13 protein-coding genes are annotated in these 18,676 nt (G+C 65.0%); 4 read left to right on the forward strand and 9 right to left on the reverse strand.

Annotated features, from left to right (window positions below; genetic code table 11):
* Window positions 1-295 precede the first annotated feature (295 nt).
* Genes B0E46_RS11830 through thrC form a run of 3 tightly spaced genes read left to right on the forward strand, consistent with a single transcriptional unit; the run spans window position 296 to window position 3,710 of the window.
* A complete protein-coding gene (locus tag B0E46_RS11830) occupies window positions 296-1,390 on the forward strand; it encodes a homoserine dehydrogenase (protein WP_077555983.1) in 1,095 nt (364 codons plus the stop codon).
* Window positions 1,391-1,428: 38 nt separating this feature from the next.
* The gene (locus B0E46_RS11835) at window positions 1,429-2,394 is read left to right on the forward strand and encodes a homoserine kinase (protein WP_254425151.1); all 966 of its coding nucleotides are present in this window, start codon (window positions 1,429-1,431) and stop codon (window positions 2,392-2,394) included.
* Window positions 2,391-3,710, forward strand: a complete 1,320-nt coding sequence (gene thrC / locus B0E46_RS11840; protein WP_077555984.1) for a threonine synthase — start codon at window positions 2,391-2,393, stop codon at window positions 3,708-3,710. The genes B0E46_RS11835 and thrC overlap by 4 nt, the downstream gene beginning before the upstream one ends.
* Before the next feature lie 14 nt (window positions 3,711-3,724).
* Here the strand turns inward: thrC and B0E46_RS11845 are convergent, their stop codons facing one another.
* Together B0E46_RS11845 and B0E46_RS11850 are read right to left on the reverse strand one after the other, a co-directional pair.
* Window positions 3,725-5,314, reverse strand: coding sequence for a glycosyl hydrolase family 39 (locus B0E46_RS11845; RefSeq protein ID WP_077555985.1), 1,590 nt, complete (start codon window positions 5,312-5,314; stop codon window positions 3,725-3,727).
* A gap of 46 nt (window positions 5,315-5,360) precedes the next feature.
* Window positions 5,361-6,713, reverse strand: a complete 1,353-nt coding sequence (locus B0E46_RS11850; protein ID WP_077555986.1) for a GH1 family beta-glucosidase — start codon at window positions 6,711-6,713, stop codon at window positions 5,361-5,363.
* Between the two features lie 147 nt (window positions 6,714-6,860).
* Between B0E46_RS11850 and ugpC the strand changes: the two genes are divergently transcribed.
* Entirely contained in the window at window positions 6,861-7,961 is a 1,101-nt protein-coding gene (gene ugpC / locus B0E46_RS11855; RefSeq protein WP_077555987.1) for a sn-glycerol-3-phosphate ABC transporter ATP-binding protein UgpC, read from the forward strand.
* A gap of 33 nt (window positions 7,962-7,994) precedes the next feature.
* Here ugpC and B0E46_RS11860 read toward each other — a convergent pair whose 3' ends face one another.
* The 7 genes from B0E46_RS11860 to B0E46_RS11890 all read right to left on the reverse strand — a co-directional run bounded on the left by B0E46_RS11860 (window position 7,995) and on the right by B0E46_RS11890 (window position 18,576).
* The gene (locus tag B0E46_RS11860) at window positions 7,995-8,816 is read right to left on the reverse strand and encodes a carbohydrate ABC transporter permease (protein ID WP_077555988.1); all 822 of its coding nucleotides are present in this window, start codon (window positions 8,814-8,816) and stop codon (window positions 7,995-7,997) included.
* A complete protein-coding gene (locus B0E46_RS11865; RefSeq protein WP_077555989.1) occupies window positions 8,813-9,700 on the reverse strand; it encodes a sugar ABC transporter permease in 888 nt (295 codons plus the stop codon). The genes B0E46_RS11860 and B0E46_RS11865 overlap by 4 nt, the downstream gene beginning before the upstream one ends.
* Window positions 9,697-11,028 (reverse strand): sugar ABC transporter substrate-binding protein, encoded by a 1,332-nt coding sequence (locus B0E46_RS11870; protein WP_077555990.1) that lies wholly within the window; start codon window positions 11,026-11,028, stop codon window positions 9,697-9,699. The genes B0E46_RS11865 and B0E46_RS11870 overlap by 4 nt, the downstream gene beginning before the upstream one ends.
* Window positions 11,025-12,491: a glucoamylase family protein gene (locus B0E46_RS11875; protein ID WP_077555991.1), complete on the reverse strand. Its 1,467-nt coding sequence runs from the start codon at window positions 12,489-12,491 to the stop codon at window positions 11,025-11,027. Before B0E46_RS11875 ends, B0E46_RS11870 begins: the two co-directional genes overlap by 4 nt.
* An 84-nt stretch (window positions 12,492-12,575) precedes the next feature.
* The gene (locus B0E46_RS11880) at window positions 12,576-14,096 is read right to left on the reverse strand and encodes a tryptophan halogenase family protein (RefSeq protein WP_077555992.1); all 1,521 of its coding nucleotides are present in this window, start codon (window positions 14,094-14,096) and stop codon (window positions 12,576-12,578) included.
* A gap of 109 nt (window positions 14,097-14,205) precedes the next feature.
* A complete protein-coding gene (locus B0E46_RS11885) occupies window positions 14,206-17,181 on the reverse strand; it encodes a TonB-dependent receptor (RefSeq protein ID WP_254425138.1) in 2,976 nt (991 codons plus the stop codon).
* A 291-nt stretch (window positions 17,182-17,472) separates the two neighbouring features.
* Window positions 17,473-18,576, reverse strand: a complete 1,104-nt coding sequence (locus B0E46_RS11890; protein WP_343124471.1) for a LacI family DNA-binding transcriptional regulator — start codon at window positions 18,574-18,576, stop codon at window positions 17,473-17,475.
* Between the last annotated feature and the right edge of the window lie 100 nt (window positions 18,577-18,676).

The following is an 18,676-nucleotide window of genomic DNA, read 5'->3' on the forward strand; positions in this document are numbered from 1 at the left end:
TCCATGCCAGCACACATGCACTTCGCCCCGGCTGCCGCCGGGCGTGCGGCGTTGCCGGCAGGCGTCGACATCCGTTCCATCGCCACCACGATTACGACTACCACCACGACTCGGTCGGGGTGGGTGTCCGTGCGCGAATAGCTTCTTCCACGCAACGGCCCCGCCCTCGATGAGGCGGGCCGGCATGCACCCCGAGACAAGCCGAACCTCCAGCGAGCACGGGCCTCATCCGGAGGTCATCGTGAACATCTGTGCGCCACAACCTGCTGTCTCATCGCCACCAGCCACGTTCGCCATGCCAGCTTCGCGGCGGGGGCGGCGCGTGCTGGCGGTTGGACTGATCGGCCCCGGCCGCGTCGGCAGCGCCCTGCTCGAACAGTTACGCGCGGCGCAGCCCAGGCTGGCGCGCGAAAGCGGGCTGGATCTGCAGCTGTGCGGCGTCGCCGCCAGCCGGCGGATGTGGCTGGACTGCGACGATCCCCAGCTCAATGCGCGCTGCCACAGTGCGCAGACTTGGCGACCGGGCAATCTCGACGAATTCGCCGCGCATGTGCGCGGCAGCGATGGCCGCCACGCGCTGCTGATCGACTGCAGCGCCAGCGAAGTGGTGGCCGGACACTACGCGCGCTGGCTCGCCGCCGGACTGCACGTGGTGACGCCGAACAAGCTCGCCAGCAGCGGGCCGCTGCCGCGCTGGCAGGCGATCCGCGCCGCCTGCGCCGACGGCATGCGCTTCCGCTACGAGGCCACCGTGTGCGCGGGCCTGCCGGTGGTGCAGACCTTGCGCGACCTGCTCGATACCGGCGACGAACTGCTGGCGGTGGAAGGTATGTTCTCCGGCACGCTGGCGTGGCTGTGCAATCGCCACGATGGCCGCCAGCCGTTCTCGGCGCTGGTACGCGAGGCGCATGCGCTGGGCTACACCGAACCCGATCCGCGCGACGACCTGTCCGGCCTCGACGTGGCGCGCAAACTGGTGATCCTGGCGCGCGAGGCGGGCTGGCCGCTGTCGCTGGAGGAAGTCGCGGTGGAGAGCCTGGTGCCGCCCGCGCTGGCGGCGTTGCCGCTCGAAGCCTGCATGCAGCGACTGCACGAACTGGATCCGCTGATGTCCGCGCGGCTGGCCGAGGCGCGGGCCACCCATGGCGTGCTGCGGCATGTCGCCAGCCTGGACCGCCACGGCCGCGCCCGCGTGAAGCTGGTCGTGCTGCCGGCGAAGCACTTGTTCGCGCATACGCGGCTGACCGACAACATCGTGCAGTTCACGACACGCCGTTACTGCGACAATCCGCTGTCGGTGCAGGGCCCCGGCGCCGGTCCCGAAGTGACCGCCGCCGGCGTGTTCACCGACCTGCTGCGCATCGCCGAATCGCTGGAGGTGCGCGCATGAATTCCGATCTCATGAGCAACGATCTGCTGGAACCGGCCATGGCTTCACCGCGTCACCCCAAACTTCCGCAGGTCGCCTGTGCCTTCGCGCCCGCCAGCGTCGGCAATGTCGGCGTGGGTTTCGATCTGCTCGGCCACAGCGTGGCCGGTGCCGGCGATCGCGCCGAAGTGCGCCGCATCGATGAGCCGGTGGTGCGCATTGCGGCGATCCGCGGCTGCGTCACCGGACTGCCGACCGATCCACGCCAGAACACCGCCGGCACCGCGCTGCTCGCCTTGCGCAAGGCGCTCGGGCTACGGCACGGTTTCGAGCTGGTGCTGCACAAGGGCATCGCGCTGGGTTCGGGCATGGGCGGTTCGGCCGCGTCCTGCGTGGCCGCCCTGGTGGCCGCCAACGCCTTGCTGGCGCAGCCGTTGCCGCGCGAATCGCTGTATGGCTTCGCACTGGATGGCGAAACGGTGGCCAGCGGCAGCCGGCATGGCGACAACCTCGGCTCGATGCTGCTCGGCGGCCTGGTGCTGGCCACCCACGAACGCCTGCTGCGCATTCCGGTGCCGGCCGGCTGGCACTGTGCGCTGGTGCATCCGCACTACGTGCTGGAGACGCGCAAGGCACGTGCGGCATTGGCCGGACATTACGAACTCGGCGAGTTCGTCGCGCAAAGCAGCAACCTCGCGCTGGTGCTGGCCGGCTGCTATCGGGGCGATGCGGCGCTGGTGCGCGAAGGCCTCAAGGACGTACTGGTGGAACCACGCCGCGCACCGCTGATCCCGCACTTCGCGCGGGTGAAGCAGGCTGCGCTGGATCATCGCGCCCTCGGCGCCAGCATCTCCGGCGCCGGGCCCAGCGTGTTCGGCTGGTACGACAACCGCCGCGATGCCGAAGCCGCCGCCGCCGCAATGCAGGCCGCCTTCGCCGAAGCCGCCCTGGACAGCGATGCCTGGGTGTCCCCGATCGCTGGGCCGGCCGCCACGTTGATCGCCTCGCTTGAGGCCGACGCATGAGCGATGTCGAGCCGCTGCGCTATCACAGCACCCGCGGCGCCGGGCCGGCCGTGCCGATCAGCCAGGCGATTGCCGCCGGGCTGGCGCCCGATGGCGGGCTCTACGTGCCGGAGGCGCTACCGTCGATCGATCCTGGCGCGTTCGATCCGCAGGGCGCGCTGGCCGACACGGCGGCCACCCTGCTGGCGCCGTTCTTTGCCGGTGATCCGCTGGCCAGCGAATTGCCGGGGATCTGCGCCGAGGCATTCACCTTCGCCGCCCCGCTGCGGGCGCTGCCGGCACACCCGGATACCGTGATGCTGGAGCTGTTTCATGGCCCCACCTCGGCCTTCAAGGATTTCGGCGCACGCTTCCTCGCCGCCTGCCTGCGTCGGCTGCCACGTGCCGATGCACGGCCACTGACCATCCTGGTCGCCACCTCGGGCGACACCGGCGCCGCGGTGGCCGCGGCGTTCCACCGCCAGCCGAACGTACGCGTGGCGATCCTTTATCCCGACGGACGGGTTTCGCCGCGGCAAGCGCGCCAACTCGGCTGCTTCGGCGACAACGTCATGGCACTGCGCGTGGCCGGCCGCTTCGATGATTGCCAACGCATGGTGAAAGCCGCTCTCAACGATACGGCGTTGCAGGCACAGCTGCCGTTGGCCTCGGCCAACAGCATCAGCCTCGGCCGCCTTCTGCCGCAGATGAGCTACTACGCGCACGCCGCGCTGGGCTGGTGGCGCGAGCACGGCACGCCGCTGAACTTCATCGTGCCGACCGGCAACCTCGGCAATGCCGTGGCCGGCCTGTGGGTGCACGAGATAGGCCTGCCGATCGGCACAGTGCGGCTGGCGTGCAACGCCAACCCCACCCTGCCGGATTATTTTGCCGGCGCGGCGTATGCGCCACGCGAGGCGATCGCCACGCTGGCCAACGCGATGGACGTGGGCGCACCGAGCAACTTCGAGCGACTGCGCTGGACCTTTCCCGACGAAGCGGCACTGCGCGTGCAACTGCAGGCGCACAGCGTCGACGATGCCACGATCCAGCAGGCCATCGCCCGCCACGCACGCGAATACGATGAGGTGTTCTGCCCGCATACCGCCACCGCGATCCACTCGCTCGATCGGCTGCGCAGCGAAGGCAACAATGCGCCATGGGCGGTGGTCGCCACCGCGCATCCGGCCAAGTTCGAGAGTGTGGTCGAGCCGCTGATCGGACATCCGCTGGCAGTGCCCGCATCACTCGCCGCAATGCTGGCGCGCCCAGCCGCGAGCGAACCGCTGGCACCCACCGACGACGCACTGTGCGACTGGCTGTTGGCACACGGCTGATCCGTCGTCGACGATCAACGCACCTCGATCACCACCAGGCCTTGCGGCGGCACATCGAGATCGAGCTTGCCGGCGCGCACGGCCAGGTGCTCGGGCTCGCCCAGCTTGGCCGCCGTGCGCAACTGCACCAATTGCTCGCGGCTGGGAAAGTCCGGTCGCCCCATGCGGTCGAAGGCGCCCACCGCATTGCCGTGGGTCTGGTCCAGCCGCCATACGGTCGCCTGCGCGTCCGCCTTGATCCCCGTGATGTCGATGCGGAAGTGCCGCGCCGGGCCGGTCGGCTGACCCGGCGTGTAGCTGGCGCCGTCACCGAGCGGCGGCGCGTAGTTCCACAGCGCCAGCACCAGGCTGCCGTCGGCACGGCGGGTGACCAGCGCCGAATCGGACGCCACCTGCAGCTGCTGCTCGCCCAGCCGGTGCAGCATCGCGAAGGCGTTGTAGGCCGGCTTGGGAATGCGTCCGGCGGCGATCAGCCCGAAGCCGCCATAGAATGGCTTGCGCACCACGCCGCCTTCCTCGAACACGTCGGAAAAGGTCCAGTAGCTCATCGCGTCCACCTTGCCGGCGCAGGCGCGGATGGTGTTGGCCAGCCACGGGCCCATGTACACCGTGTCGGTGACGTTCGGCAGGTTGGCGTAGGAGGCGTTGTACTCGCTCATGAAGAACGGCAGCTTCGGATACGCCGAGGCCAGGACTTCCTTGTGCACCTTGTCCACCGCACGGCACACCATGTCCTTGCGTGGGATGTGCTCGTCGGTGTGGAACACGTTGTCCGCGGTGTCGTCGCCGTAGACGTGGGTACTGACGAAATCCACCGGCACGTTCGCCGCGTGCACGTGCCTGAGGAAACCGGCGACCTCCGCGGCCTGCGCCGTGGCCGGGCCGCCCACGCGCAGGCGCGGGCTGACCGACTTCAGCGCGCGCGCGGTGTGGTCGTACAGCGCATAGTAGGTCGGCATCTTGGGGTTGCCGGCCCAGAAGCCGATGTTCGGCTCGTTCCACACCTCGAAGTACCACGTCGACACCTCATCAATGCCGTAACGCGCGATCAGGTGCTGCGCGAAAGCGCGGATCATGCCGTCCCACAGCGCGTAGTCCTTCGGCGGCGCGACGTTGGGGTGATACCAGAAGTCCTGCAGCGCCTTGGGATCGGAGCTCAGGTCCCTCGGCATGAAGCCCAGCTCCACGAAGGGGCGCACGCCGCGTTCCAGCAGGCCGTCGTAGATCTGGTCCACGTAGGAGAAGTTGTAGACCGGCTGGCCTTCCCCGGCGGACTTGTCGGTGGCGTTGTAGAACGGCTGGCCGCTCTTGCCCAGCTGGAACAGGCCGACGTCGTCATCGAGGATGCCGTGGAAGCGCACATAGTCGAAGCCCGTCGCCTGCCGCACCGCGGTCAGGTCGGCGCGATAGTCGTCGCGCAAGGCCAGCACCGCGCGGCCGGAACCGAACATCTGTTCCCAGAAATGCGGGAAAGGCTGGCCCGGCGCCTTGGCGTCGACCTGGATCCCTACGCTGTCACTGGCGGATGCCGTCGCCTGTGCCATGCCCGTCGCAGGCAGCAGCATCGTCAGGAACGCGAGCAACCATCCGGTGAGCCATTTCATCGTCGTTCTCTCCATGGTCTGTGTGCATGCCCGGCCCGCTGCGGGCTCATTCGTCCAGCGCGGTGCCGTTGCTCTCGATCACCCGGGCGTAGAGTTGCGCCGTGGCCTTGGGCGTGCGCTGCTGGGTGGCGAAGTCGACGTGGTACAGGCCGAAGCGCTTGGAGAAGCCCAGCGACCACTCCAGATTGTCCATCAGCGACCACGCGTAATAGCCCTGCAGGTTCACCCCGGCCTCGATCGCGTAATGCAGCGCGCGCAGGTGCTTGCGCAGATAACCGCTGCGCAGCGGATCGTCCAGCACGCCGCCTTCGGCCACCGGCGGGTCGTAGAACGCCGAACCGTTCTCGGTGATGTACAGCGGGATGTCGCCGTAGCGACCCTTGAACCAGGTCAGCGTGTCGACCAGGCCCTGCTCGAACACTTCCCAGCCGGTCTCGGTATAGGTCTTGTTCGGCTGGTGTACCGGCGCGGCCTTCAATGGGTAATGGTTCGGATCGTGCTTCACCACCGCGCGGGTGTAGTAGTTGATGCCGACGAAATCGACTTTCTGCCGGGTCAGCTTGAAATCGTCGTCCGGGAAATCCGGCCACGCGTCGCCGAAGATCTCCTTCAGCTCGGGCGGGTAACTGCCGAGCAGGGCCGGATCGGCGAACTGCTCGTTCATGTAGGCATGCGCACGGCGCGTGGCGGCGAGATCCTCGGCGCTGTCCGAATGCGGGTACTTCGGCTCGATGTTGAACACCACGCCGATCTGGTGCTTGCCATGCGCGCGATACGCCTGGATGCCGGCGCCGCTGGCGCGCATCAGGTTGTGCGCGGCGATCGGCGCCTCGTACTTGCTGCGGTGCCCCGGCGCCAGCGCACCGTGCAGATAGCCGCCATCGGTAACCACCCACGGCTCGTTGAGCGTGGCCCACTTCTGCACGCGGCCATCCAGTGCCTTGAACATCACCTCGGCGTATTCGCCGAACCAGTGCGCGCTGTCGCGATTGAGCCAGCCGCCGCGGTCGTCCAGCGCCGCCGGCAGATCCCAGTGGAACAAGGTGGCGTTCGGCGCGATGCCGTTTTCCAGCAGCTCGTCGACCAGCCGCGAATAGAAATCCAACCCTTTCCGATTGACCCGGCCGGTGCCCTCCGGCAGCACGCGCGCCCAGTTGATGCTGAAGCGATAACCCTGCAGGCCCAGCGCCTTCATCAACTGCACGTCGCCCTTGTAGCGCCGGTAGTGGTCGCAGGCGATGTCGCCGGTATCGCCGTTCACCATCATGCCCGGCGTGTGGGCGAAGCGCTGCCAGATACTGGGACCGGCACCGTCAGCCAGCGGCGAGCCTTCGATCTGATAGGCCGACGTCGAGGCCCCCCAGAGGAAGTTCTCGGGAAAGCGGAAACTGCGAGTCATGGGCAGTTGCTCTCGATGCCGCACTGCGGCTTGAAGTAAACGATTACATGGCGAGAATAACCCAACGTCGAATCGATGTGCAGATACCCTGCACATTACAACGCCGCGGGCTGACGCAGCTCGGCTGCATGGGAGGGGCCCGCATCAATGGCAACCGTACGCCTGGACCGAGTGCGCAAGGTTTATCCGAACGGCCATATCGGCGTGGCGGGCGCCAGTTTCGAGATCGCCGATGGCGAACTGCTGGTCCTGGTCGGCCCTTCCGGCTGCGGCAAGACCACCTTGCTGCGGATGATCGCCGGACTGGAATCGATCAGCGACGGCACGCTCAGCATCGACGGCCGCGTGGTCAACGACGTGGCGCCCAAGGAACGCGACATCGCGATGGTGTTCCAGAACTACGCGCTGTACCCGCACATGACCGTGGCCGAGAACCTTGGCTTCGGCCTGCGCCTGCGCGGGCACAAGCCGGCCGAGATCGAACAGCGGGTGCGCGGGGCGGCGAAGACGCTGGAGCTGGAGCAGCGGCTGGATTCGCGACCCGCCGCACTCTCCGGCGGCCAGCGCCAGCGCGTCGCGCTGGGCCGCGCCCTGGTGCGCGATCCGAAGGTGTTCCTGCTCGACGAGCCGCTGTCCAACCTCGACGCCAAACTGCGCCTGAGCATGCGGGTGGAGATCGCCCGGCTGCACCGCCAGCTGCGCGCCACCATGATCTACGTCACCCACGACCAGGTCGAGGCGATGACGCTGGGCCAGCGCATCGTGGTGCTCGACGGTGGCGTGATCCAGCAGATCGACACGCCGATGAACCTGTACGAGCGGCCGGCCAACCTGTTCGTCGCCGGCTTCCTGGGCAGTCCCTCGATGAACCTGTTGCCCGGCACCTTGCGCACCGGGAACGGGCTCAGGCTGGTCACCGCGCAGGGTGACATCGCACTCGGCTCCGTGCGGCAGGCCGGTGCGCTGGAACGCCGGCTGGATCGCGAGATCGTGCTCGGCGTGCGTCCCGAGGATCTGCACCTGCTCGACGCCGGCACCGATGCCGCGCTCGAGGCCAGGCTCGAGGTGATCGAACCGGTCGGCAACGAGGTCTTTCTCAACCTGCGCTATGGCAACCAGGCCTTGGTCGCGCGTACCCCGCCACGCCCACTTCCCGAACCCGGCAGCACGCTGCAGTTCGGCTTCGCCTCGGAGCGGCTGCACTTTTTCGATCCGGTGCAAGGTGAGCGCATCGCCGCCGCGGACTAGGCGCGGCGTTGCCCACATCGCCACCCCATCGTCTCAGCCCTTCACACTGCCCAGCAGCAGCCCTTCCAGGTAATGGCGTTGCAGCGCCAGGAACAGCAGCAGCACCGGCAGTACGGTGACAACCGAACCCGCCATCATCAGCTCGCTGTCCTGCGCGTGCTCGCGCGCCAGCGAGGCCAGTCCGATCGGCAAGGTGTAGTGCTCCTGCCCGGTCAGCACGATCAGCGGCCACATGAAGTCGTTCCATGCGGCGAGGAAACTGAAGATCGCCAGCGTCACCATGATCGGCTTCAGCAGCGGCAGCACGATCTGCGCGAAGATGCGCCACTCGCCCGCGCCGTCGATGCGCGCCGCCTCCATCAGCTCATCCGGAATGCCGCGTGCGTACTGGCGCACCAGGAAGATGCCGAACACGGTGGCCATCGCCGGCACGATCACGCAGGCGTAGCTGTTGACCAGGCCAAGGTATTTCAGCAGCAGGAACAGCGGCAGCATCGCCACCTGGGCCGGAATCACCAGCGCGCCGATCAATGCCTGGAACAGCCGCTCGCGACCGGCGAAGCGCAGCTTGGCGAAGGCGTAGCCGGCCATCAGGTTGAACGCCAGCGACAACACGGTGATCGCGCTTGATACAGCCAAGCTGTTGAGCAGGTAGCGGCCCATGCCGGCATGCACGAACAGTTCGCGGTAGTTACCCAAGGTGGCGTGTACTGGCAGCAGCGGCGGCGGCAATGCACTGGCTTCGCCCGGCTGCATGAACGACACCGACAGCATCCACAGCAGCGGGAACAGCGCCACCACCGCACCACCGATCAGCAAGCCATTGATCAGGGCTTTCGCCAGGCGCGGGTTCATGCCGGCTCTCCATCGTTGCCGCGCCGCGCAAACTTGAGCATCAGCGCAGTCACCGCGAACATGATCAGGAACAGCAGGAATGCCACCGCCGAGGCGGAACCGAGGTTCCACCATTTGAAGCCCTCGTCGTACATCAGGTACAGCACGCTGGTGGTGCTCTGCAGCGGGCCGCCCTCGGTCATCACATAAGGCTCGGCGAACAGCTGGAAATAACCCGACACGGTGAGGATGCTCACCATCAACAGCGTCGGCCCGAGCATCGGCAGGGTGATGTGGCGGAACTGTCGCCATGCCGACGCGCCGTCGATGTGTGCGGCTTCGTACAGGTCGGCCGGAATCGCCTGCAGGCCGGCGAGGAAGATGATCATGTTGTAGCCGAAGTTTTTCCACACCGCGAACAGGATGATCGTCGGCATCGCCCAGTGCGGATCGCCGAGCCAGTCGACCGGGTGGATGCCAAGGTGGCCGAGCACGAAGTTCACCATGCCGTACTTGGTGTTGAACAGATAACGCCAGATCACCGCCACCGCCACCACCGTGGTCACCACCGGCGCGAACAGCGCGGTGCGGAAGAACGGCTTGCAGCGCGCCAGCGGCGAATTGAGCAGCAGTGCGGCGCCGAGCGAGGTGCCCATCGACAGCGGCACGCCGATCGCCACGAAGTACGTCGTATGCGCCAGCGCGGACCAGAACAATGGCTGGTGCAGCAACGTCCAGTAATTCTGCAACGCGACGAAGCGCAGGTTGTGGATATTCGCCAGCGCATAGAGGTCGTAGTCGGTGAGGCTGAGCGCCAGTGCGGCGATCACCGGCAGCAGGAAAAACACGCCAAGCACCAGCAGGGCGGGCGCAAGGAACAGCCACGCGGCGCGTTGCGGGTTCATCGAGCAGCTCCGGTCATCGGATGCGCATGATCGAGAATCCAGCGGCGCTTCTCCAGGATGCGGTCGGTGCGACGATCCATCTCCGCGGTAGCCTGGTCGATCGTCAGCTCGCCGGCAATCGCCTGTGCGGCGACCAGCTGCATCTCGTTGGCGATGCGCTCCCATTCCGGTACCGCCGGCGTCGGCCGCACCCGCTCCAGTTGTTCGCGGAACGCACGTGCCTTCGGATCGACATGCAAGGCGCCACCCGCCCACGACGAGCGCCGCGGCGGCATGTCGCCAAGCAGGTCATAGAAGCGCTGCTGTACCTGCGGTTGCGACAGGTATTCGATCAACTGCCACGCCGCATCCTTGTGCTTCGCCGCGCGAAAAATCACCAGGCTGGAGCCGCCCGCTGCGCCGATGCCGGCATCGTGCGGGCCGGGCAGCGGCGCGGTCGACCAGTCGTCCTGCTCGGCCGCGGGAAGGCGCTTGCGGAACTCGCCGATATTCCATGGGCCAGACAGATAGAAGGCGTAAGCGCCGCGGCCGAATTCCGACCACGGGTTGCCGGCTTCCACATTGGTGATCGGCGGCGCCTGATGCAGGCGGAAGGTATCCACGTAGAACGTCAGCGCGCGCTTGAAGCCGGCGCTCTCGAAATTGCCGTAGCGGTCGTTGTCGCGCAGCAACGGATCGGGCTCCTGCAGCGCCAGCGACATCAGCTGCTCGTATTCGTTGGTCGGCAGCAGGATGCCGTAGGCATGCCGCTGTGGGTCGCTCAACGCAGCGAGCATGCGCCGCCATTCGGCCCAGTCGCGCGGTGGCGCATCGAAACCGGCGGCCCTGAGCAGATCCGTGCGATAGAACAGCAGCCGTGTATCGACGTACCACGGCACGCCATAGAGCTTGCCGCCGATGACGTTGGTCGCCCAGATGCTGGCGAAGTAATCGTCCTGCCTGATCACCGTGGAGCGGTCGACGCGCGCCTGCAGCGGTTCCAGTGCATCCAGCGCCACCATTTCCGGCAGCCAGGTGTTGCCGAGCTGGGTCAAGTCCGGCGTCGAGCCGCCGGCGAAGGCGGTGAGCAGTTTCTGGTGCGCCGCGGTCAGTGGCAGCTGCTGCACGTTCACATGGATATCGGGGTGCGCACGCTCGAAATCCGGCAGCAGCTGGATGATCGCCTCGCCTTCGCGGCCGATCGTCCAGAGCGTGAGCTGGTGGTTTTCCGCGGCGGCAGGTCCGCAACCACCGATCAGCGGCGTGCCTAGGACAACGCAGGCCAGCAGCAAACCGCATCGCATCGAGCGCAGATGGAGCCATCGACGCGGGCGGCTGCCGTGGCTCATTGCGCCGGTGTTCCCGTGCCCAGCCAGCCACCCGCGAAGCCGGCGCGCTCGAGTCCCTTGCGCACATACGGATTCTTCTTCATCACCTTCCACACGAAATCGCTGCGCCAATTCTCGATCATCAGCACGATCGGTCCCTGGTCGATACCCAACTGCAACGTGTCCACCCAGCCCAGGCCGGGTACCAGCTTGCCGGTGCGCAAGTCGGTCTTGATGTGGAAGCTCGGATTGAACGCATCGACGAAGCCGTACTCGTTGTAGATCCACTGGCCATAGCGCTGCTTCATTTCCTGCAGCGCGGGTATCACGATTTCCGGCGCGAAGGCGATCGAGCCTCCGGCCGCGGTCGGTGCGATGGTGCCGTCGTCGGAAATGTAATCCAGGCCTGCGCCGCGTGCGGTGTATCCGTTGAACTGGTGTTCGCCCGTCCCGCTCTTCTCCACGAAATCGCCAGGACCGTTGCTGGCGGTCAGGCCCCAGACATTCTTGCCGTAACCGGTCCAGTGGCCTGGGTTGGCGATGGCATAACTGCGCTGGCTGTAGACGGCGCGGCGGCTGTTCTCGAAATAGTCGAGGTGGTGCTCGCGGCTCCAGGCGTCGCGGATGCCGCGGAAGTCGACCCACACCTCGGTGTACTGGTGGCCGAACAGCGGCGCGAAGTTGAGGAATGTCTGGCCCTGGAACGCGCCCCAGGTCAGGTGATTGGTGGACAGCCACGCCTGCCAGGCTTCGGATCCGACTGGGTGCGTCGGCGAGCCGAGCGCAAGGATGTAGACCAGCATGCCTTCGTCGTAGCCTTTCCAGTCGGCCGGGATGAACCGGCCGCCGGGTGTCCAGCCCATGCTGATCAGCGGCTTGCGCGGCTGCATCCAGGTCCAGTCGACGTCGCGGTAGATCGCGTCGGCGAGCTGGCGGATTTCTTTCTCCTGCGGCGTGTCGCGGTCGTAGTACGACGCCGCGAACAGCACGCCGCCGAGCAGCAGGGTGGTGTCGACGCTGGAAAGTTCGACGGAGCGCATCGCCCGCTTGCCGGTCCGCATGTCGAGGAAGTGGTAGTAGAACCCGTGATAGCCGGCAGCATCGTCCTCGCTGTCGTTCTGCGGCGCATTGCTGAAGAACCTTAGGGTCGCAAGCGTGCGTTCGATCGCCTGCGCACGCGTGATGTAGCCGCGCTCGACGCCGACACCATAGGCGGTCAGGCCGAAACCGACCGCAGCGATACTGGAAAACGAATGGCCGGGCGCGGAGTCGGGTACCAGTCCGGTCTTCGGATCGGCGCTGTGCCAGAACCATTCGAACGTGCGTTGCTCCAGGTCGTCGATCAGCTGCTGTTGCTGCTTGGGCAACGCGGCGTAGCCATGCTCCGCTGTCCGCGCTGTTGCAGGCGACTGCCAGGTGGCGCCGAGTACCAGCAGCGCGGTGAATGCCGTGGTTCGCAGTAAACGGGACAACTTGCCGGTCATGGTGGAAGCGCTCTGTCTCACGATGGGGATTTCGTGCGGAGCCGTCGCGTGCGGTCACCTGCCTGGCGACTCCCGGGAAAATGGTCAGGCTGCCATGTCGGGTGCGGCGCAGTAGCGATCGATGAAAACCTGGTGCATCGGCATCGAATCGACGCAGCTGGCGATCACCTTGGCGACGCCGGTGATGAACCGGCGCAGGTCCTGCTCCGGCATCTGGTCGACCAGCGGATGGTAGCCGCGTGGCAGGATGCCCTGGCCGATCATCACCTGCACCCAGCTGACCGTGGCGAACATTTCCTCAGCATCGCGGAAGAAGCGGCCGCTGTCGCGGAACAGCTCGATGGTGTCGCGCAGCCGGTCGGGAATCGACATCGTGCGGCACTGGTTCCAGAACGGCGTATCGTCGCGTGCGGTGGCGTGATAATGAAGGATCAGGAAATCGCGGATGCGCTCGTACTCGAATACAGCCTGCGCGTTGTAACGCTCGATCACCACCTCGCTGAAGTCGCGCTGCGGGAACAGGTTCAGCAGCCGCGCGATGCCCGACTGGATCATGTAGATGCTGGTCGATTCCAGCGGTTCCAGAAAGCCGCTGGCCAGGCCCAGCGCCACCACATTCCTGTGCCAGAACTTCTTGCGCATGCCCGTGGTGAAGCGCAGCGCGCGTGGATCGCCCAACGCACGCCCGTCCAGGTTGGCGAGCAGCATCGCCGCCGCCTCGTCGTCGCTGAGGTGCGCGCTGGAATACACATAGCCGTTGCCGGTGCGGTGCTGCAGCGGAATGCGCCATTGCCAGCCTGCGTCGCGGGCGGTCGAGCGCGTGTATGGCGTGGGCGGTCCCACCCTTTCGCAGGGCACGGCCATGGCACGGTCGCAGGGCAACCAGTGGGTGAAATCGTGGTAGCCGGTGTGCAGCGCCTGCTCGATCAGCAGCCCGCGAAAGCCGGAGCAATCGATGAACAGCTCGCCCTCGATGCGCTCGCCGTTTTCCAGGATCACCGCCTCGACAAAGCCGTCGTGCGCACGCAACGTGGTCTGCGCAATCTTGCCCTCGGTGCGGCGCACACCGCGCTTTTCCGCATAGCCGCGCAGATATTTCGCATAGAGCCCGGCATCGAAATGGTAGGCATACGCGATGTTAGCCAGCGGCGAGCTGGCCGGCACGTCGGTGGCCGAGGCCATGAACTTGCCGAGCGGCGCGGCCACCGTATTCAGAGAATAGGCGCCGATGTCGTCAGCGATGCCCTGCTGGCGGGCCTTGATCCAGAACTGATGGAACGGCAGCAGGCTCACGTCGTGGCCGATGGTGCCGAAACCGTGGATGTACGAATCGCCGATTCGGCCCCAGTCGTTGAACTGGATGCCGAGCTTGAACGTACCCTGCACCTGCTTGACGAACTCGATCTCGTCGATTTCGAGCAGATTGTTGAACAGCTTCAGGTGCGGCACCGTCGCCTCGCCTACACCGACGATGCCGATTTCGTCCGACTCGATCAGCCGGATCGCGTAAGCGGGGCCAAGTACCTTGGCAAACGCCGCCGCGGCCATCCAGCCTGCGGTGCCACCACCGACGATGACAATGTTCTTGATCTGTGGATCACCCATGGAACACCTGTTTCTGCATGGAACGGGCCGCTCCGAAAACAAAGCCCGCGGGTGCGGGCTTTGCGTGAAGCCTGTATATCGTTGCCGTTGTCAGCCAGCAAGGACGAACCTAGAAATTCATGCCCAATGAGACCCGCAGCGTACGTGGGTATCCGGAGATATTGCCGGTCGGGTTGTAGATCACCGGCGTCTTGTTCAGTACACCGTTCGAGCCCCACGTCTCCAGATAGTTGACGTAATTGTTCCAGTTGAACGCGTTGAGCAGATCGATGCGGACGAACCCGTTGAGGTTGCCGTAGATCTTGAAGTTCTTGGTCGCCTGCAGGTCGATGTCGCGATAGCCGAAAATCTTGCCGCCGATCAGGAAACGTCCGTTACCCGGCGGTGCGATCGCAACCGGCTGGCCGCCACCGCCGCTGACGGCACCCATGTCCTGGTTGGTCGCCGGGAGACCGTAGAAGGCGATGTTCACATCAGGTATGGGGGTCGACAAGGTCAACTTGCCGCCGAACACGAAACCCCAGGGACCGTCGAGATTGCCGGTCATCACCAGACGTTGCTTGGCCACCCCGGAGCCGATGAACGGGTAGTGGCCGATGGTTTCATAGTCAAACGCGTACTGGTCGGTGGGATCGCTGTTGTCGTTGTTCTGGCGCGAGTGGCTGTAGGTGTAGGCAATCGTGGCGCCCCAATGCGATTCCTTGGTGTATGGCTTTTCGGCCGACAGCAGCAGCTGGGTAGTGCGGGTTTCCAGGCCGTTGTTGCCGATGATCAGGCTGCCGAAGCCGGGGATGCCATTGCCCCATGGCTGACTGCCGTTCTGCCAGAAGCTGCCATCGGGATAGCGGTTGCCGAGGGTATAGACCAGTCCATCGTAGCTTCTGACCACGGCCACGGTGGCACTCGTATTCCACTCGCCGATCTTGTTGCGCATGCCAATGCTGAATTGGTCGGAGTACGGCGTCTTGATGTTGTTGTTGACCATGTCGACTTCCTTCCCGGTATTGCTACCGGCCACCAGTGCCTGCAGGGCGCTGATGTCGAGGAAGGACGGATCGAAGGTGTAGCAGGAGTTGACGCCGACCGTGCACGGCACATCCGGTGTATTGAAGTAGAGCGTGGGTTGCGACAGCACCGACTTGGTTTGCTCCACCTGCAGGCTCTCGTACAGGTTGCGGTCGTATGAGCGGCCGATACCGCCGAAAATCACATGATTCTCGTCACCGTTGAGGTCGTAGGAGAAACCGAAGCGCGGCGCGAAGTTGTTTTTCGGCGCACTGCGATTGTTGCCGGTGCTGATGTAATCGTTGATATTTACGCCGCCCTTGGCCAGGGTCTGCGCATAGGTCTGGCCAGCCGGGGCATTTGGATCCTGGCTGTTGAAGGCGGCGACCACATTGGCCGGCGTGACATAGTTGAGATACGAAGGGGTCTCCTCGTAGTCCCAGCGGATGCCCAGATTCAGGGTCAGCTTATCGTTGACTGCCCAGTCGTCCTGGATATAGGTGCCGAACTGCTTGTCCGAGCTCCTGGCCACCGGGCTCTGTCCGGGCGTCGGCGAACCGAATTGCACCGAATATGGAATTGCTTCGGTACCGCCCGCAGTGGTCACCGCGTAATTGAACAGTGCGTTGGAGTCGCCCGCATCAAGTGCAGTCAGATCCACGGCCTTGTACTTGACGCCCATCTTGATGACGTGGTCGCCATGCCACTCGAAATCATTGAAAGTCAGGTCGTCCTGCAGCGACGGCCCCTTTTGGCCTTTGTTCTGTTGGGCGAGTGGCGAATTGCCGGTCTGCAGGATCGTGGTGTTCAGCTGCGCTCCAGTCAATGTGTAGCTGTTGCCCGCACCAAGCACCGCCGGCGTCGGCTCGTAGGAAGCGTCCTCGAAAGTCACCTGCAACCGATTGAACCAGCTGTATGCACTGTGGTCCCAGCGCATGTCGAAGCGCTTGTCGTAGTTGATGACGTTGAGCGCCGCCGATGCGGTGGTGATGCCACCGACTCCGGTAACCTGGGTTTCGTCGCGGTATTTTCCGCTGATTTCGAAGCGGTCCTTGTCGGTGGGTTCGTAGTCGATCTTGCCGAACCAATCGTTCTCCCTGAACGGCTGAGCTGCCGGTCCGATCTGCGACTGCACGCTGGCCGGCAACAGGTCGGTGACCCCCGTAACCCCCGGCACCACTGTGGTCGGAGTAACAAATTCCTTGCCTTCGTAGGCGATGAAGAAATGCGCCTTGTCCTGGATGATCGGGCCACCCAGGTCGAAGCCGTAGTTCTTCTCGTGCGACGAGGTCTTCTTGCCCGCAGCTTCTTCGGCAGGAGTCTCCGCCCGCATCGCGGTATCGGTGAAATCGCCGAATACGTCTCCGTGGAATTCGTTGGTACCCGACTTGGTCTGGGCAACCAGCGCAGCGCTGGATACCTGGTCGTATTCCGCCTTGTAGTTGGATGTGATCACCTTATATTCGCCGATCGCCAGCTGCGGGAACGGGTTTCCCACGCTGCCGTTCTGGCCGGTGACGCCACCGGGCAATACGTAGTTTTTCTGGCCCACGCCATCGATATAGACATTGATGGCGCTGCTGGCCTGGGCGCCGGAGCGCAGGCTGGTATTTCCGGTTTGGCCATCTCGGGTAAACACTACGCCCGGCACGATGTCGGCGAATTGCAGGAAGTTGCGCGAGGCCTGCGGCGTAGTATCGATCTGCCGCAATGAGACATCGGTACCCACCTCGGACGTCTTGACTTCCTGCAGCGTAACGGCCGAGGCGGTGACCGTGACGGCATTGAGGTTAGTGGCGTTGGCGGCCACTGCCGCCGTAGCGGTCAGATCGAGCGTGGCGGTGGAGGCCACCGTTAGCGTAACCGTCCGCTCGGTACCCGCGCCCGCATCCACCTGGTAGGTACCTGGCGGCAGGCCAACCAGCGCGTAGCTGCCATCCGCGTCTGCCTTGGTACGTCGCACCGCGCCGGTGGCGATCTGTTTGGCTGTCACCACCGCGCCAGCCGCCGCATGGCCACGCAGGTTCGCATCCGAGCTTGCCGCAATCGAAATCGCCGATGTGCCGATGGCGAGCGTCACGATCGACGCCTTGATGAGACTTGCGAGCAGCCTCTTTTTGAAATTCGTATTTGGTTTCATGATTCCCCTCCCGCTCAAAAGCCGATTTGACGTACTGGGAATGCTTTCAGCTACCGCCGCGACAGGCAGCGCTGCACACGCCCGCGAAATGTGCACCGGATAATGCGTTGCTCTTTTTCATGACCTGACGCCCTTCCTCAACAAGCTTCAAGTGGAGCCAGCCGTGGCTGCAGTCCTGTGCAATGAATGCGAGCGAGCCCTTTCGCCTGCCTGCAGCAATACTTCTCGACGCTAGATCGCTTTGGATGGATGCCGCTTCGCATCCGCCGTCGTTGTCCGTGTCGGTGCATGCTCGCCGCCACGGGACGGGGTCGAGCCCCGCGCCACCAAGGTGGCCGTGACGCGCCGGTGCACCGGTATCCGACTGGCGGGATCGGCGATCTGCGCGCAGAGCTGTTCCAGCGCCAAGGTGCCCAATTCGGCAATGCGCACGCGCACCGTCGTCAGCGGCGGAGTGACATACCGCGCCATCGGCACATCATCGAAACCGGCGACGGCCACCTCGTCGGGAATGCGCACGCCAGCCTCGCGCAGAGCCGCCATGCAGCCGATCGCCATCATGTCGTTGGCAGCGAATACCGCATTCGGTCGCGGGTGCATTGCCAGCAACTGTTGCCCGGCGGCGTAGCCGGACTGCTCGCTGAAGTCACCCGGGAGGATCACCGCAGCGGCGTCCGCCGCATGCGCGGCAAGCACTTCGCGAAAGGCTTGCTCACGCTCGCGCACGTCCTGGTTCTTGACCGGCCCCTGGATGAAGGCAATCCGTTTGCACCCGCAGCCCAGCAGGTGATCGAGCACCAGCTTGACCCCGCTCTTGTTGTCCACCGAAAGCGTGGCGTAGTCATGATTCGTTTCCAGCGTGTTCATCAGCACGCTGGGAAGGCTCACTTGCAGGTTGCGACGCAGGAAATCCTCATCGGCATGCGGCGACATCACCAACAGGCCATCGACCCGCCCGTGCATTGAGCGCAACGCAATCGCCGCTTCATCGGCATCGTCGTGCGAACTGGATACCAGGATGTGCAGGCCGCGGGCGCGGGCGGCCAGATCGATGCCGCGAATCAGCTCGGAAAAGAACTCGCCATACAGATCCGGCAGCAGGACACCGATGGTGTGGGTGCGCCGGGTAATCAGGCTGCGCGCTGCGTTGTCCGGCACGTAGCGAAGGCGGGCGGCGACTTCACGCACGATCTTCACGGTTTCCGGGGTTACCCCGCCGCTGCCGTTGAGCGCACGCGACACCGAAGCCACGGAAAGCATGGCTTCGCGCGCCACATCTTTGATGGTTACGGTCCTGGATGCCACAACACCGTCCCGCTTGCAGCGCAGCCCCACGCTACGCGTCCGGACGCAACGTAAACGTTTTCATGAAGTCTTGTAAAGCTGTTAAATCCGAATATTTTCGCTGCACTGCGGCAGGAAACTCGGCCCTCCG

Source organism: Rhodanobacter sp. B04 (assembly GCF_002001125.1).
Lineage (GTDB): Bacteria > Pseudomonadota > Gammaproteobacteria > Xanthomonadales > Rhodanobacteraceae > Rhodanobacter.

Coding starts and splice junctions, on each gene's coding strand:
- B0E46_RS11865 (WP_077555989.1), bottom strand. CDS start 9,700: ATGAACCCGCAACGCGCCGCGTGGCTGTTCCTTGCGCCCGCCCTGCTG.
- B0E46_RS11850 (WP_077555986.1), bottom strand. CDS start 6,713: ATGACTCGCAGTTTCCGCTTTCCCGAGAACTTCCTCTGGGGGGCCTCG.
- B0E46_RS11835 (WP_254425151.1), top strand. CDS start 1,429: ATGGCTTCACCGCGTCACCCCAAACTTCCGCAGGTCGCCTGTGCCTTC.
- B0E46_RS11845 (WP_077555985.1), bottom strand. CDS start 5,314: ATGAAATGGCTCACCGGATGGTTGCTCGCGTTCCTGACGATGCTGCTG.
- B0E46_RS11880 (WP_077555992.1), bottom strand. CDS start 14,096: ATGGGTGATCCACAGATCAAGAACATTGTCATCGTCGGTGGTGGCACC.
- B0E46_RS11875 (WP_077555991.1), bottom strand. CDS start 12,491: ATGACCGGCAAGTTGTCCCGTTTACTGCGAACCACGGCATTCACCGCG.
- B0E46_RS11830 (WP_077555983.1), top strand. CDS start 296: ATGCCAGCTTCGCGGCGGGGGCGGCGCGTGCTGGCGGTTGGACTGATC.
- ugpC (WP_077555987.1), top strand. CDS start 6,861: ATGGCAACCGTACGCCTGGACCGAGTGCGCAAGGTTTATCCGAACGGC.
- B0E46_RS11860 (WP_077555988.1), bottom strand. CDS start 8,816: ATGAACCCGCGCCTGGCGAAAGCCCTGATCAATGGCTTGCTGATCGGT.
- thrC (WP_077555984.1), top strand. CDS start 2,391: ATGAGCGATGTCGAGCCGCTGCGCTATCACAGCACCCGCGGCGCCGGG.
- B0E46_RS11870 (WP_077555990.1), bottom strand. CDS start 11,028: ATGAGCCACGGCAGCCGCCCGCGTCGATGGCTCCATCTGCGCTCGATG.